Below are 17,211 nucleotides of genomic sequence, written 5' to 3'. Positions count from 1 at the left end.
CCCAAATGAACAAGATGAATGCCGGCAAGCCGCTTTGCTCCGACTCTGGAAATCGATCGAGGATGGCAAGACGTTGACCGTCACTTTCGTTCGGATTCGCGCGAAAGGCGCGATGCTCGATTACCTGGCGACCCGTAACCGGACGCTCGCAACAGAAGTCGTCTCCGACGCGTTACCGGAACGCCCGCGTACCCCGCACCTGTCGTTCACCTACCTGATGAATGAACTCAAGCGAGACTTATCGGCGACGGAGTTCACGTTTCTCGAGTCCTTGATGAACGGGACGGAAGAGACGCTCGGGTACTCGCACGCCCGACTCCGATCCTTGAAATCCGAACTCCGCAAGAAAGTCGAGTATTTGCTCGGATGATGGTGTTCTATGAAGAACGATTATTAACGTTGATCGAACAAGGACCCTACAGTCCATTGACGAAAAAAGCTTACCGCAGCGACGTCCGTCATCTGTGTCGCAACGTGACCCGAATCGATGTTCCTTCGATGCAACGGTACGGCACCTTACTGCGAACGTCGTATGCTTCGACGACTGTCGCCCGTCGTCTCCACGCCCTGTCGACACTGTTCGACCAACTCGTCACTGAACGCGCCTTAGCACACAATCCCCTCGCGCAAACAAAACGTCATCCTCCGATTGCCCGTCGACGCCCCCGCTTTTCGTACGATGAGGTCCGGTCCGTCCTCGAACGGATTACGGACGAGACCATCTACGCGTTCTGCTTTTTACTGCTCCATACGGGACTTCGTTTCGCCGAGGCACATGCTTTACGCCTGACGGATATCGATTGGGACACCAAGCAACTATTCGTTCGTCACGGGAAAGGAGGACGCATGCGTCACCTGCCGTTACATGACGAATTGCATCGCGTCTTATTGCGTTATCTTGAGACAACATGCGTCCCTTCGCAGGAATTGTTTTCAACGGAGACGGGTCGTCGCTTCCCGGCAGAACGGATTCGGTCGACGTTACGCGAAGCGAGTCTAACGCAGCTCGGTCGGATTCTCCGTCCGCACGATCTTCGGGTGACCTTTGCGACCACGCTCTACCACGAACATGAGACGGACGTATTGACGATCATGCGTCTACTCGGTCACCGGGACGTCCGGACGACCCAACACTATATCTTGCCTTCAAGCGACATCGATCGCGCCTCGGTCAACCGACTCAAGCCGACAACGTATTGAGGATCTCCCGGATTCGGTTCGTACGACTCCGGATATAGCCGACGGTCGTCGTCGGATGCGCATGACCGAGTAAGCGCTGGATTTCAACGATCGTACAGCCTCCTTCATGATGCAGATAGGTCGCATATGCGATCCGGAGCGCATGCGGGCGGAGAGGTGCACCGCTCAAGCGCAAGGCTGCATCACGGAGAACGAGACGCGCCGTCTGTTCATGCAGATGGCGTCCGGTCACGGACTGAAACAGAATGCCCTCTTTGCGCTCACCGAGGAAATGTAGGAGACGATGCGACAGCATCATCCCGATCGGAATCGTCCGCAGACGACGTCCCTTGCCGTAGCGGACGAATAGCGTATGCGTCTTGAAATCGATATCCGTAACGGATAACAGGCGTGCTTCAGTGAAGCGGAGACCGGTCTGGCAAATCACCTCGAAAAACAAACGGTACATCGGGTCTTCGATGCTGCGGACGATTGACAGCCCCTCCTGTAAGTCATGATAGGTCTCATCCGGAAAACGTTGATGTGTGATCGGTGACACGTCATGCAGTGGATTCCGTTGCAACCTCCCGGCTCGGACAAGCACATTCCCGAGTGAGCGCAAGGCATGGAACCGCCGCAGGATCGTCGACGGCTGATAGCTCAGACGCATCTGATCGAAGTAGTGCTGGAGCGATGCGATCGACCACGAGACACCGGCACGTTCCATATGCCGGACGTCACTACGGTAGGCTTTGATCGTCGGTTTTGCGAACGTCGGATGTGAGATGAGATATTCGTGCAAGTACTCGTCGTGTTGCATGGGAATTCCTCCTTCAGCTAAATGATTTCATCTGCTCGATCTCGTCAATTCCTGCTCCGCTTAGACAACAGGAGTCCATCTAGCAAAAGATGGACTCCTGTATGTATTCATAGTGACGTATGATCTGCGACTTTGAAGGTTTTTTTCTTATAGTCGTAACTCATGAGGACCATCTTCCGTCCACCCGTCGAAGTCGGGAAAACATACGTCTTATAAGATGACTTCTCTGCACCGATCGCAGCGAGTTCCGCTTTCGATTGAATCGACGACCAATCCGTCGCCTCGATTCCTGTCCACTCCCCAAGACCTGTCCCAGAAAGAATCGCATCGAGTTGCTTCGCAGTCATTCCTTTTTTAACCTTTGCACCCTTTGTCAGCTTACGTGTGCTTTCACGTGCGGCAGACTTCGTATTTTCACGATAAATATCAAACGATTTTCCAGTCAACCGATAGACAGAACTGTTCTTTTTCGTCTTGAAGATGAGTGACGTATCGCTATCTCCGTTCTTGCCATTCGTGAAGTAGTAGAACTTCGTTTTTTGACCGTACGAGATTTCCGTCGACTCGGCTTGTTTCTTCAAAACCGTACTGCCACTCTTCTTCACCAGTTGTTTTTTGTAATCTTTACCGTATAAGACTTTTGCTACTTCCGTCATCGTCATACCAGTCTTTAAGTTCGTGTACTGCGTCGTATACTTCGTTTCCTCTTTCGTAGCAGCCGATGCACTTCCAGCACATACTGTCGCGCCTGCGATCATTGCTGCAAGTACCGTTGTTGTCATGCGTTTCATTCAATCATCCTCTTTCTTCTATTCATTTCATGAATGCATCATTCATACCTCATCTCATTATAATGGATTTAATGGTTTTTTCTATCTATTTTTCCTTTTTAGTTTTTATTTTTACATTTTTATTCAATTTTTATCATTTTTTCATGACCTTCATTTCGAAATAACACTCAATTCATACACTGGATGACCGAATTTAGTACTTTTTGAAAATAAAAGAAACAAGTATGTCATATATTTGAAATTTAGACCAAAATTACTATTCGTTGAAACTTTATGAGTATATGTTCCTTAAATTGTTGAATATTAATTACATGTTTTAAACTAACCTATACCAATGATTCAGGTCAATTGACCTATATTAGATGCCTAATAAATACCATTTAATATAATTATGTTAAAAATATTACATATTTTCCATAATAAAAGGGTAATTTTATTTTATACACCTGAGATGCACGTTCATCCATGCACACTTTAGTCTATTGATTTAGAGGAGGTTGTATTGATGAAAAAAGGGTTGGCAATTGTTCTGAGTCTTCTTCTCATTCTGTCCTATGGGTTGACCCCATTGGGTGCTTCTGCCGCTTCTTCGAGTAGCGTCAAGACCGTCTACTCACCGAAGTATCTCGTTCACTACGGGGGCGTGAAGTATGCCAAGAAGAAATTGACGTATCCAAAATCCGTCAAGGTCAAGCTCTCGAACGGGAAGTATGCGTATCGATCCGTCAAATGGAGTAAGGTCAGCTTTGATAAGAAGTACATCGGAAAAAAACAGAAGATCAAGGGAGATGTCTACGGTACATCAAAAAATGCGTACTGGTATGTCAAAGTCAAAAACTATCCAGCGAAGGTACTTGCTCCGAATGTCATGACCGTCGGAAAGAATCAACCAGCGAACTTGCCGACACGTCTTTCAACGATTTTCGAGGGTGGACAACGCTACTCGTATCCGCTCAAATGGAGTAAGGTCTCAACAGCTTCATTCGGTACGAAAAATCTGACGTATTCGACAGTCGGACGCAACCTCGAAATCTACGGGGCTGCCAAGCTGAAAGTATCCGATGTCGTTCAGTCGATGCAGAAGTACTATCTCGTCTCGTACGGGAAAAAAATCCGGGCAACCGGCAAGATCCTCTATGAAGCAAAAGGTATGAAGAGCTACCTCGTCATTACGGATAAAAAGACGGGTGAGAGCACGAAGATGTATCTCAAGCTCGACAAAAAAGGTCACTACTACGTGACAAGTCAGGAGCTCGCACCAGGAGACTACACGGTCTACATCCTGTCGGGTTCGAAAAAGACGAAATCCGTCACGATTACGATCAAAAAACCGATCACGGAACCAACGGATGAACAAAAACGGGAACTGCTTCAAAAGTTACTTCTCGTCATCAACGTCTCGAACCCCCTATTAAGTGACATCGAGTTCCCAGAAGTCGATGGTGTCTCGTTCGCGGTCGATTCAGACAACTCAGCTGTCTCTAGCAGCGGAAAAGTCACGCGTGGCGCGACCGATCAAACCGTCAATTTTGCGATCAAGGCGACATTCGGCGGTGTGACGGAAAGCAAATCGTTCTCGAACATCCTCGTTCCACGAAAAGATTTATCGGATGAAGAGTTGATCGACTTCACGCTTCAGAACTTCACAATTGCCAATCCACTCAAAACAAATATCACATTACCAACGGCTGAAGGAATCTCGTTCTCGCTGATTTCGTCGAATGAAGCCGTCGTCTCAAGCAACGGAATCGTCAAACGCGGAATGGAAGATAAACAAGTCGACTTGACGTTACGCGCGACGAAAGGCAGCTTGACGAAAACGAAGAGTTTCCCGAACATCCTCGTCCCGAAAGTCGACAATGCGACAGATAGCCTGTTGCAAGACTATCTCGATAAACTCGATATCAAGAGTCCGGTGACGAAAAATATCGTCCTTCCAGCACTTCCGGGTGCTACAGTCTCGATCACATCAACTAAACCTAGCGTCATCTCAGACACAGGTGTCGTCACACGCGGTATGACGGATCAAACGGTCTCGATCGTCGTCTCGGTCACAAAAGACGGTATCACGAAATCACGTGATTTCTGGAACTTAACGGTTCCAAAACAAGATGCAACGACAGATGAATTACTTGATCTTTACTTGTCTGGTTTGACAATTAGCAGTCCGTTGACAACGAACTTGTCGCTCACACCACCAGCTGGTGTAAACTTATCAATCAGTGCGTCAGACCCAAATATTTTATCGAACACAGGTATCCTGACTCCACCAGATGTCGATAAAACGATTTCTGTGACGGTTAACGTCTCTAAAGACGGCATCACGAAATCACGGACGTTTACGAATATTCTTGTGCCGCTCAGTCTTTCAGCAGAGCTAGATGCTGCGCTGAATGCAATCAATCTGAATCTATTGAATTTAACGGGTAACGTCAATTTACCAAGCAGTTCGAAAGGAATTGCAGTTCAATGGACTTCAAACAATCCGGACGTCATCTCGAACGACGGTGTCGTGAAAGGTGCATTGAACTTACAAAACTTCACACTCAAAGCAAGCGTCACAAAAGGTGGTATCACAAAAACGAAAACGTTCGCAGGAACAGTCGCAGCTAATCTGGGATTATCGTTTAAAAATGATATCGCTAAAATCAAGTCGAGCGTCGGTACGCTGAACGTCGGTTACAACCTCAACCTTCCGACTTCATTGAATGGCTCAGCGGTTACTTGGACGTCGAGCGCACCATCATTATTAAGTAGCACAGGTGCCATCTTGAACGACTCTAGTTCAACGCCATTCACGCTTACAGCAACATCTGGAGGGACGTCAGAAACGTTGAATCTTGCTATTCAACGCCCTAATGGCGGTCTACTCGGTGGGTTACTTGACTTACTTGGAGACGTTCTGAAACCGGTCCTCAATGGTCTCACTGGGAATCAAGATACCGTCACACTACCAGAGAAATATGGCGGTATTGGCTTACTAGGTATCGGAGAACGTAAAATCACTGGATGGAGTAGCTCTCATCCGGATCTCGTAACGATTCAAGGAAATAACTTGACGCTTAAACGAGATGACTATGATCACGTAGTTGTCCTCTATGCAAACTTCGAAGGATTTAGTAATCCAGTTCCAATCATCATCAAAGTTTCAAAACGTTAATGATGTGCGTTTCTGTTTAAACTAAATATGCGGTGAACCTAGCTTCTCATTAGGTTCATCGCATATTTTTCTACTTTTCTTGTCTACATACAACAAGGGAACTTCAACACCTGAGAGCCAATCATTTGCCTGGACATTACACTTTCTAGGGAGGTTTGGTCATGCGAAAGAGCCTTATCGTTCTTCTCTGTCTGTTGCTTTCTTTCCCCGCCTCATTCCAATCCGTTGCTGCCGCTAAATCAAGCAGCGTCAAAAAAGTATATCGCCCTGCATCAACTGTCCATTATGGCGGTGATGTGTTTGCGGTCAAACCTCTTTCTCCACCGAAGACCGTTCGTGTTAAACTTGCGAACGGTAAAAAAGTGAACCGATCCGTAAAATGGAGTAGTGTTCGTTTCGATAAAAAAATCATTGATCGAAAACAAAAAATAAAAGGAAATGTTTCGGGAACGTCTAAGAGTGCCTACTGGTACGTCACGATTAAAAATTATCCGAAATCGATTCTTCCACCTGTTGTTAAAACGGTCGGAAAAAATCAAGCGGCCAACCTTCCAGAACGGCTATCGACGATTTTCGCTGGCGGGCAGCGCTATTCGTATCCACTCAAATGGACACGGACGACGACAGCGTCCTTCGGGAAGAAAAGCGTGAAGTACACAGCCGTTGGACGAAATGTCTTGATTACCGGAAAAAATACATTGCGCGTCTCAGACGTCAAACATGAAAACGTGAAGTATACGCCGTTTGAAAGTGGTCGCCGACTGCTGGTCACCGGTCGGATCCTCTATCCGGCAAAAGGTATGACACATCACCTGTACCTGATCGACGATAAAGACCGTGTATCCATGTATCCACTAAAACGTGATCGCCAAGGATACTTCCGGATCGAAACGAATATGTTACCGGTCGGACGCTATGATGTCTCGATTTTAAGTGGATCGCAAAATGCAGCGCCTTCCACTGTGACGATTCGTAACGTCGTCACGCCTCCAGCACCGGAAGACTCACGAAAAATCTTGAAGGCATTGCTTGCAGGAATTACGATTCCAAGTCCACTCCTCCAAAATATTCAGTTGCCACAAATGGATGGTGCCACATTTAGCATTCGCTCCACAGACGGCAATCTATCGCCTACCGGACAAGTCACTCGTACAGATCAAGAACGGGACGTCGCGTTCACGATCGTCGGGAAATTGAATGGCCTTGAAGAAACACGTTCCTTCTCGGGCATCACGATTCCGAAACGTGAGCTGACGGACGAGGAACTGATTGACTTCACTCTCGACAAATTCAAGCTGGCAAGTCCATTGACGAAGGACGTTCAGCTGCCGCAAGCAGAAGGTATAACATTCCAATTAGTGTCTTCAAACGAAAAAATCGTCACACCGGACGGTAAAGTACGCCGTGATCTGACAGATCAACTCGTCACACTCACGGTAAAGGCTTCAAAAGGTAGTCTCGAAAAATCACGTCTCTACTCGAATATCATTGTCCCAAAAGTTGACAATGCGACGGAGTTATTCTTAGACGATTATTTGAGTCGTCTGACATTCCCAAATCCTTTAACAAGGGATTTAGTCTTACCTGCCGCTACGGGAACGACACTTTCTCTGACCTCTTCTCTTCCAGATGTCCTCTCGTCGACGGGGAAAGTGACACGTGGACTGACCGATCAACCCGTCTCATTTCTTGTTTCGGCGACGAAAAACGGCGTGACACGTACACGTAGTTTTTGGAACTATCAAGTCCCGAAACGAGATACGGCGATTGACGAACTGTTAGCAGATTACTTGAACAAACTCGATATCCCGAGTACGTTGACGCGTGACCTAAGTCTTCCGACAGTTGAAGGAATTCAAACGACCCTTTCTTCAACCAATACATCCATCCTGTCAAATACAGGACAAATCATCCGTGGTCAAACGGATAAAATCGTCTCATTAACAGTCATTGCGACAAAAGACGGCGTTACTAAATTACGCACTTTCTCGAACTTGACCATTCCAAAGAAAGAAAACGCGACGTCCGATCTGCTTGATGATTACTTGAGAACGGTCGAAATCCCGTCACCTTTGACAACTGATTATTACTTGCCGACCCCGATGACACCGGGAATCGATACCTCTCTCTTCTCAACAAATACAGCTATCCTCTCAAATACTGGAAGCGTGACACGCGGTCTGACTGATCAGATTGTCTCCGTGACGGTGACGGCGTCAAAAGACGGAATCATTCGTAAGAAGGAGTTTCCACTGATCACGATCCCAAAACAAGAGGTGTTACCGGATGCCTTGATCGATACTTATTTGGATCAAGTCGAGATTGCTAGTCCGTTGAATCGAAACATTCAGTTGCCTCTCGCACCGGAAGGAATGACTGTATACCTGACCTCTTCTCAATCTGATATTGTCGCAACGTCAGGCGTTATTAAACAAGCAGACACTGCTCAAACTGTTACGGTCAGTGTGACAGCTATGCTGAATGGTGTTTCAAAGACGAGGATGTTTTCAAATCTCTCAGTACCCGCACGTCCTCTGACAGTCACAGAAGAACTGACGAACTATTTGAATGGTGTTTCGATATCGAAATCACTTGAAACTGATCTTTCATTAAATCCACCTGCAGGAATAACCGTTAGTGTCGAGTCCTCCGTTACTTCGCTGTTATCTAGTACCGGAATTCTGACACGCGATATCGTAGATCGAACGACTGATATTACTGTCATCGCCTCGAAAAATGGGATATCGCTTTATAAACAATTTGAAAAAATTTCAGTACCGAAACGTGGATTGACGGATACCGAAGAATTACAAAAGTATCTCGATCAACTATCAATTCCTTCTTTACTCAATGATAATCTTAATATCCAGCCACCTACCGGAATTGAAGTTACGTTATCTTCAGATAATACGAATGTATTATCAAACGATGGGAAGGTAACACCAAGTAATGCGAATGAGTCAGTTTCGCTTACTGTCATTGCTAAAAAAGGAAGTGCTGAATTACAGAAAATATTTACTAACCTATTGGTCCCAAAGGTTGGATTATCTACTGATGAGTTATTACTGTCGTATATAAACAAATTAACCTTACCTACCACTTTAGTTAGTGATATTGTTCTTCAAGTGCCAACTGGAATAACTGTTTCGATTACATCCGACAAACCTTCTGTCGTAGCAAGTGGCGGAATCGTCACTCAAGGTATCACTGACGAAATCGTCAATATCACAATAACCGCGACGAAAGACGGCGTCACAAAAGATCGAACAATTACGGGGATTAAAGTTCCCTTAAGCCCAACAAAATTATTAGATAAAGCGTTACAAGATCTCTCTCTCACTTCGTTAACAAACCTGACGTCTTCCCTCAGTTTGCCGACTGAAATCAACGGACTACCAATCACATGGAAATCAAGTAATGCGAACATCATTAGTAATACCGGTACTATCATTCCAAGCGTTTCTTCACAAGCGTTCTCTTTGACGGCATGGATCATGAAAGACGGCGTCCTAAAAAGCAAGACTTTCGACGGAACGATTGCTGGGAATCTTAGTCTGATCCTTAAAGAAGATCTCGCGCGCATCGCAGCCGTCAGTCCGACGCTGAACGTCTACCTCGATTTAAAGTTACCGACTACATTGAACGGATCTCCGCTTACATGGAAATCAAGTAATGAGAGTCTTTTAACGAATCTTGGTATCGTTAAGAATCGATCACAAATTACGTCTTTCACGCTTTCTGCGACGACTGGTAATACTTCAAGTATACTGTCACTTGCTACGCAAGATACTCAGACATCCTTACTCTCAAGTTTATTGAATGTCCTCGGCGGCATCGTCAATCCGATCGTCGATTCACTCTCGATAGGTAAGTCAGCTTCGCTTCCTCAAAGCTATGGTGGTCTCCTTGGTATTGGTGCCAAACCAATCACCAATTGGACGTCTTCGCATCCAGACATCGTGACGGTTCAAGGAAGTCAAGCCGTCGTGACACCAGACAAGTACGAACACCTCGTCGTCTTGTTCGCAAAGTTCGGAGACGTGCCTAAACCGGTACCATTCGTCATCAAGGTTCCAGCTAAAAAATAAGCCTTCTTTCTCCCTCTGTATGCATTTAGGTACAGAGGGATTTTTGATTTTCTCTATACTAACGTTTTTTAAAATCTCATTTCTTTATCATTCAAAATTGAAAATATATCCAGTAATTTCCTTGCTATACTACAGAAAAAGGAGGCGTTTAACGATGAAAAAAAGTATGACTTGGACAGCACTCGTGACGCTTGGTCTCAGTAGCGCAGTCTACCTCTCGCCTGTTGAAGCAGCGACGGACGAATTCACAGTAGAAACGAAAAACATCAACACACGGACGGAAGTCTTAAAAGGAAAGGCACCTGCCGGAGCAATCGTCGTCTTACAGTCGGACGACACAGAAGAAGAAGATCTTCAAGAAGTCGCTCATGCAAAAGCGGATACGAATGGGAACTATTCAATCGAGTTACCCGAAGAAGGATTGATCGGCGAGGATTTCTACGACTACCATCAATCTGATTCCGATGAGTATGACTATGATGAGGAGGACGAAGACAGCTCTTCTGACGTCACACCGAATTATTTCCTTGAAGTCGTAAGCGTTGATGATTACACAGGCGATGATGATGGAATGGATGATGGCTGGGACGAGTATTACGTAACGCGTGCCGCTTATTACGGCGATGACGATGGAGGAGACGACGGAGACGAACCAGGTGATGGTGATGATGACGGCGATGAAGGGGACGAGCCGGGAGAGGATGATGGCGATACAACAGAAGAACCACAAGATCCGATTTCGTACGACTTCGATCCAATCGATCTCACGGTGCGGACGTTCATTCCAAAAGCAACAACCGTCGATACGAAAACACTGACACGCACGACTCGGACCGTAACGGGTTCTGTGTCGAACAAAGATGTACGCGTCGAAGCTTATGTCTATCATAAGTCGAGCAAATCATGGAAACTACTTGGTAAGGCTAAGCCACGCAGTAATGGTTCATATAAGATGTCAATCAATAAGAAATTGTACAAGAAAGATGCGAGCGTTGACTTCTACGTCGTCGGGAATCGTGATACAGATGGTTTCAGTAAAGCGATTCGAAAAAAATATAAGTAAATTGGAGTAGTAGAAAGGAAGTGCGACATCGATACGTCGTGCTTCCTTTTTACTATCTATCTTTAAAGAATTATCTTGAAAAGGAGTTAATCCAAAAACACATTTCCATAAAAAGTTAATCAGAGCCTATAATCAAAGATTTTTTCCTTTAAACTAAAGAAGGTTACATTATTTGGTTTTAAACCAAATTTAATTCCTCAATTTTCTAATTAAAAGGAGCTACTATTCATGAATCGTCTCACGCATTACCTACCTTCTTTAGCTGTGATTATCTTTAGTATCCTTGTCTTCTTATTACCCTTCCGTTGATCAATCTTTCCCTATGTCAGATACAATGAAAAAGCTGTCTCGACATACGTCGGGACAGCTTTTTGTAATCCTATTCTTATCTTTCTCTCTTTAACCTTCGCGTTGACTCTTTTTTCTTCTATTTAGAGACAGTAGAAGAACTCCAAATGCCGCAAGCAAGAATCCAATAGGCTGAGTACTGAATGGCTCGGACTCACCCGTTTGAGGAAGGCCGCCTGAATTCGATGGTCTAGTCCCATCATCGTTCGGTGTATCTGTTCCCCCATTTGGTTTGTGAGGCGTTTTCGGATCATCCGGTTGTGTGGTGTCCTTTGGGTTACTTGGATCTTTTGGATCACCTGAACCACCTGGCGTATCCTCGTCTTCAAATTCATAATCCGGATCAATCGTGTTCGTTATCGTGACACGAATGATGGCTTCCCCGCCACTTTTCAGACGAATGGTCCGTGGTTCAGAATCTAACAGATAACCGACAGGTGCTTGCGTCTCGATAAGGGTATACTCACCGGAAACAAGATTCGGAATACGTGCTTCTCCTTTTTCGTTTGTCGTTACACGAGTAACACGCTTTCCTTGTGCATCCTGTAATTCAAATGTTGCATCTTTCAAGGCTTCACCGGACTCATCATCCACTTTCTGAACGATGAGCGTCTTGAGTCGTTCATTGAAGAGGATCAGTTGCTCCATATCAGCTTGATTCTTGTCGATCACGACATCGTGTGGTGTAGTGTCCAGCTCATATCCTGCAGGTGCTTTCGTTTCGATGAAGCGATATGTTCCTGGCGTCAGTCCTGTTACGAGGATTTCACCAGAATCATTCGTCACGAGACGATCACGTACGGTACGTTCATTCGAATCCAATAGTTTAAATTCCGCACCCGAAAGCAGACTTTCATCCGTACCATCTTTTTTGATCAGACGAATCGATTTGAACGTATCGTTCGTCATCTCAATTGTTACGACTTCATTCGTTCCGGTCGACAACGTGAATGGACGTGGTGTGGCATCTAAGTGATATCCTTCTACTGCTTTAGTCTCGATAAATGCATAGTCTCCCGGTAATAATTCGTTGACGTAGATCTCACCGTTCGTATCCGTCACGAGTTTTTCTTTGATGATCTCACCAGTAGATTTTTGGAGCGTAAACTCTGTTCCAGCTAGTCGCTTCCCATTCGTCGCATCCGTCTTCACGAGTCGAACGGCTTTTTTCTGTTCATTTTTCACCGTCACGAGTGTCGACACACTTTGACGACTCGATACAGTGAAGACGTGTTGTTTTGAATCAAGCAAATAACCGTTAGGTGCTTTTGTCTCGATGAAGGCATAGTCTCCCGGTACAAGACCGCTGACATACACTTCACCGTTTACGTCCGTCACAAGTCCTGTTCGAAGGATTGTTCCGCTCGCATTAATCAACGAGAACTCTGCTCCCATCAATCGGGCAGAGGACAATGCATCGATTTTCGTTAATCGAACGGATTTAAATGTATCGTTTGTTGCTCGGACGATCGCAGTATCGTTATTTCCTCGTACGAGCGTAAAGACATACGGTGTTCCGTCCGTCATATAGCCGCCAGGTGCACTCGTCTCAACGAAACGATATGTTCCTGGTACGAGATTCGTCACCAGGATTTCACCACTCGTATCCGTCTTCAAATTAGTTTGTAAAATGTTTCCTTGGCCATCTAATAGAGAGAAGACTGCATCCGCAAGCGGTTGACCGGTCATCGCATCCGTCTTGATTAAACGCACTGACTTTTTGCGTTCGTTCTCCACTGTGATCAAGCTCGGCGTACGTTGTCCTGTCGTGACCGTGACGGCTTGTCGAGTCGTGTTTAACAAGTAACCATTCGGTGCCTTTGTCTCAACGAAATGATACGTTCCCGGATTCAACTTCGTGACGAGTACGGTTCCGTCCGTTCCAGTAACAAGACCTGTTCGGATTTCATTATTTGCTGCATCATACAAACTGAATTCGGCACCTTGTAACGGCGTCTTCGTCTGATCGTCAACTTTCGTCAAACGCACTTCTTTTTGTTTTTCGTTCGTAATCTGAAGTTGCTGAACATCTGGACTGTCGAGTTTGATCGAGAATGATTTTCCGAGTCCAAGGAGGATATATCCATCCGACGCTTTTGTCTCAACGAGGCGGTAGTCCCCGAGATCGAGGTCCTCAATCAATAACGTTCCATTTGCATCCGTCTTCAGATTCTCCCGTATCGTCTGATTGGCGGCATCAACTAGTTTGAACGTCGTATCCGCAAGCGGTGCTTGTGTCACATCATCCACCTTCGTGATTTGAACCGACTTGAATGCCTGATTCATGACAGTCAATGACGTCGCGATCAATTGATCCTTGACGATCGTAAACGATTGTTTCGTTGGATCCAACAAATGACCAGCCGGTGCTTTTGTCTCGACGAAAGAGTACGTTCCTGGTAAGAGGTCTTTTACCGTCAACGAACCGTTTGCATCCGTCACAAGTTTCGTCCGAATCGCCGTCTCGTTCGAGTCATAGAGTGTAAATTCAGCACCCGCAAGAGGTTGGTTCGTTTTCTTAGACTTTTTGATCAACGTGACATCTTGTCGAATCTTTTTGTTGGTAATACTTGCACTTGATTCCAGCTGAGATACCGTGATGGCCTTATCAGCTTTGTCGATAAGATACCCTGGAGGTGCACTGATTTCACGTAACGTATATTCTCCATATAAAAGACGACTGAAGATTAATGTTCCTTTATCATCGGTCGTTCCGGTTCGGATAGTCCGTCCACTTTCCTTGTCGATCAATGCAAACGACGCATCTTCGAGCATCTCCGTACCGCTCTCATCTGTCTTTTTGATCGTCAAGGTTCCGGTTTCGCCTGACGACGTTCCCATTCCACTCGTTCGTTTGACCGTAACAGTCGTCTTCTTCGTCGTCGTACCTTCTTTTAAAGCATCTGCCGTAAACACGACGTCGTTCGTGATTGCCGCTCCCACTGCAGCGACGATGAACGAATCGTATTCCAGAATGTACGGACGATTTATTTCTTGATTGAACGACAGACTGAATTTCCCCATCGGTTCTTCTTCTTTAATCGTATATTCCGATTGCGGTAAAAGCGCGTCCTTAGTGACCGTTCCATCTACCGCTACTTTCGTCGTATACACCTTAACGGAGTCAATCAGGATGTCCTGATTATTTGAAGGCGTATCAGTGACGACGACATTTTGAAGCGTCGATTGACCGTAGTTCAATTTGACTGACCAGCCGATCATCTTTCCGTTTTGCGTACCTGATTTGTCGGCATATGTCCCGCCATATCGAATCGAGACACTTGCTTTTAAGTCTCCTAATGCTTCATTACCGTCTTTGACGACCGCTTCATTTTCATACGTCGGTTGAATGAAGGTTTGATCAATCGATGTTTTATACGTAATCATGTAAGCGTGTGACGTCGACTTATTAAAGGCTAGTACGAACTTACCGTCCTCAAAAATGACGGAGTAGTCAGATTGAGGTACTAGAGTGGCAGTTGTATATTCTGCTCCACCTTTCCCGCGAACCAACTCAAAGACTTCGAAAGAGGATTCGATCATCTTTTGACCGGTTTGCCACGTGTCTGTGACTTGTAAGTCAGTTGTCGGATATTCGTGATAGTTGATTCCGACCTTCCAAGTGATTTCTTTTGTGATGGCGTTGTATGATCCACCTTTAAAGCCATTATTTCTAGAATAATCGGAAAGCACAACGCGGTCCGTCACTTTCGCTTGACGGTCGTTATCATCTTTATCTTTCCAAGCAACTGTTGCCGTATTCTCTAAATACTCTTTTGACATATCTGATCGTTGACGATAATCAAACGTTGTTTGATATGTAATCGTGTGAGGACCAGTGATTGTGTTTTTGAACTTTAAAATGAAACCGTCTGTTGTAAGAGTCAGATCATAATCATCTTTTGTCATTCCGGAGACCTGAATCGAGTCTTTTAAGAACGTCAGGCCCTTGTTCGTAAAGTCGTCCGTTAAAACGACATCTTTCATATCTTTATTATCTCGGTTCAACTCAATTTTCCAATCGATAGTTTCAGCAGCATAGTCGGGCGTAACATGCGTCTTTCGAATGACGGATTGACCGACCGCTTGTGAAGCGTTATCCGTTCGACCATCAATCGAAATCGTGTTATCGACTTTACTCGAATCTAACAATCGATCAATCGCTTGTGTCGTATAGACCAATTGATAAGCTGTTTTATTTTTAGGGAGTGTCAACGTAAATCCGTTTGTCGTACCAGTCGACTTTGGATCTGGAGTAATGGAAACTTTAGTGCGATTACTCTCTTTTCCGTTCGCATCTAATTCAATTTCATAAAGCGTTACATCTTCGAGTTGATGCGTGTTCGTAAATTCATCCGTGATCACTAATGAATTCAAGTCACGTTGACGATAGTTGATATCCGCTGTCCATGTGATCGTCTGTGTCGCGTCATCATATTGGGTCGCTTTTTTAACTAAATCCGTTCCCCGACCAATCGCGACAGTCGAACTCGCTGTCACTTCTTTAAAATCGCTCCCTGTTAGTGCTGTCGTATTGACGAACTTCGCCGCCTCTTCATCCTCAATCATCGTCTGGAAGGTGATCAAGTACGCATTCGTCATTGTGCCGAAATCAACACGTAGCCCTGTTGTTTCATCGAGCGTATATTTCGAGGTGACGTCCTCTTTGTTGTCGATCGATCCGTCCATCTTTAATACAAGACGCTCGATTTTCAAACTTCCCGGAACGAATTTTAATCCACTTGGTATCGCATCCGTCCAGATCGCGTTTTTGATATCTTTTAATCCTTTATTTAATTCAACGTTCCATGTAATTGATTCCGCATTGTACACGCGATTCGGGACACCGCTCTTCGCAATATCCTTTCCCACATTTTGTAACGCAACACGGATTTCTTTTGTTTCTTTTCCTTTGATTGGTTCAATTGTGATGGTCTTCTCTTCCGAAATGGACACCGTCTCTTTGATTTGAGTCAAGATTTGAAGTTCACCATTGATATTTGAGAATTCATTCACTTTTTCATTAAATGTAACCGTCGCGTTTCCATCAAGGTCCACGTTGAATGTCCCAAGAGATACTCCGTTAAAGTTCAACGGTTGGTCTTTTACGATATCGTAGATCTTCAATTCGTCTGGGACTTTGAAGGAAAATGTCGATCCATTTGTGTACTTGTGACCATTCGGGATTGACCACTTGTATTTGATTTCGACGACTGACTCTGTCGTCGCTACATCGGTAACCTTATTATCTGATGTAGTAATATTTAGCAGATAAGAATCTAAGATATTATCTGTGATGACCATGATTTTATCATCCGCCAAAGGAGCCGATGGAGCCAACATCTTCATCGAAGAAGACGATTGTTCTTCGTCTTTCGTAGCTGGCTCCTCTTGAGTAGTTTCTTCTACTGATTGTTTTTGATTCACCTCGGTTGTTTGCTCTTTTTTTACCTCGGTGGATGTATTTTCAGATGATTCCTTTGCTGTGGGTTCTTCTGTACTGGAGCCTGCAGTTTCAGAATCTTTCGTGGTGTCTTCTTTTACTTCAGCATTTGGAACTGGACTGGTGGATTCCTCATTTGAAACAGGAGGTGTATCTCCTGTCGCATATACGAGACCTGTCGTTGCAAAAGGCTGCAAGACGAGGAATACCGCTAATATCATGGATAGCCATACTCTCATGCAAGTTTCCTCCTAACTCATTGTCCGTAGACCACACAAGTTATAGAACAGGAGGTATCTCAGAAACAGAAAAAAATCTG

At 45.1% G+C, this 17,211-nt stretch carries 8 protein-coding genes; 5 read left to right on the top strand and 3 right to left on the bottom strand.

What is annotated here, in order from left to right:
* Positions 1-370 (top strand): hypothetical protein (locus tag EXG77_RS02250; protein ID WP_035395934.1); only part of this gene is annotated, 370 nt, incomplete at its 5' end.
* Positions 367-1,200: a tyrosine-type recombinase/integrase gene (locus EXG77_RS02245; RefSeq protein ID WP_035395932.1), complete on the top strand. Its 834-nt coding sequence runs from the start codon at positions 367-369 to the stop codon at positions 1,198-1,200. The genes EXG77_RS02250 and EXG77_RS02245, both read left to right, overlap by 4 nt.
* Here the strand turns inward: EXG77_RS02245 and EXG77_RS02240 are convergent.
* Positions 1,181-1,999: a tyrosine-type recombinase/integrase gene (locus tag EXG77_RS02240; protein ID WP_035395930.1), complete on the bottom strand. Its 819-nt coding sequence runs from the start codon at positions 1,997-1,999 to the stop codon at positions 1,181-1,183. The genes EXG77_RS02245 and EXG77_RS02240 overlap by 20 nt on opposite strands.
* 107 nt (positions 2,000-2,106) lie before the next feature.
* Entirely contained in the window at positions 2,107-2,790 is a 684-nt protein-coding gene (locus EXG77_RS02235; protein ID WP_238987908.1) for a hypothetical protein, read from the bottom strand.
* Positions 2,791-3,295: 505 nt separating this feature from the next.
* On the opposite strand from EXG77_RS02235, the gene EXG77_RS02230 reads away from it, so the two are divergent.
* The 3 genes from EXG77_RS02230 to EXG77_RS02220 all read left to right on the top strand — a co-directional run bounded on the left by EXG77_RS02230 (position 3,296) and on the right by EXG77_RS02220 (position 11,101).
* The gene (locus EXG77_RS02230; RefSeq protein WP_035395928.1) at positions 3,296-5,950 is read left to right on the top strand and encodes an immunoglobulin-like domain-containing protein; all 2,655 of its coding nucleotides are present in this window, start codon (positions 3,296-3,298) and stop codon (positions 5,948-5,950) included.
* 161 nt (positions 5,951-6,111) lie between these two features.
* Positions 6,112-10,038 (top strand): immunoglobulin-like domain-containing protein, encoded by a 3,927-nt coding sequence (locus EXG77_RS02225; RefSeq protein ID WP_035395926.1) that lies wholly within the window; start codon positions 6,112-6,114, stop codon positions 10,036-10,038.
* A gap of 154 nt (positions 10,039-10,192) precedes the next feature.
* On the top strand, positions 10,193-11,101 hold the full coding sequence (locus tag EXG77_RS02220) for a hypothetical protein (protein WP_035395924.1): 909 nt from the start codon (positions 10,193-10,195) through the stop codon (positions 11,099-11,101).
* Positions 11,102-11,500: 399 nt separating this feature from the next.
* Here EXG77_RS02220 and EXG77_RS02215 read toward each other — a convergent pair whose 3' ends face one another.
* On the bottom strand, positions 11,501-17,131 hold the full coding sequence (locus EXG77_RS02215) for a SpaA isopeptide-forming pilin-related protein (protein WP_035395922.1): 5,631 nt from the start codon (positions 17,129-17,131) through the stop codon (positions 11,501-11,503).
* Between the last annotated feature and the right edge of the window lie 80 nt (positions 17,132-17,211).

It is taken from the genome of Exiguobacterium sp. OS-77 (genome assembly GCF_000414195.2).
Lineage (GTDB): Bacteria > Bacillota > Bacilli > Exiguobacteriales > Exiguobacteriaceae > Exiguobacterium_A > Exiguobacterium_A indicum.
Note: the sequence above shows the minus strand (reverse complement) of the source record. Positions and strands in the feature narration are given on the sequence as shown.

Bases quoted from the DNA above. Each gene is read 5' to 3' on its own strand.
- EXG77_RS02245 (WP_035395932.1), top strand. From the start codon at position 367: ATGATGGTGTTCTATGAAGAACGATTATTAACGTTGATCGAACAAGGA.
- EXG77_RS02240 (WP_035395930.1), bottom strand. From the start codon at position 1,999: ATGCAACACGACGAGTACTTGCACGAATATCTCATCTCACATCCGACG.
- EXG77_RS02235 (WP_238987908.1), bottom strand. From the start codon at position 2,790: ATGAAACGCATGACAACAACGGTACTTGCAGCAATGATCGCAGGCGCG.
- EXG77_RS02230 (WP_035395928.1), top strand. From the start codon at position 3,296: ATGAAAAAAGGGTTGGCAATTGTTCTGAGTCTTCTTCTCATTCTGTCC.
- EXG77_RS02225 (WP_035395926.1), top strand. From the start codon at position 6,112: ATGCGAAAGAGCCTTATCGTTCTTCTCTGTCTGTTGCTTTCTTTCCCC.
- EXG77_RS02220 (WP_035395924.1), top strand. From the start codon at position 10,193: ATGAAAAAAAGTATGACTTGGACAGCACTCGTGACGCTTGGTCTCAGT.
- EXG77_RS02215 (WP_035395922.1), bottom strand. From the start codon at position 17,131: ATGAGAGTATGGCTATCCATGATATTAGCGGTATTCCTCGTCTTGCAG.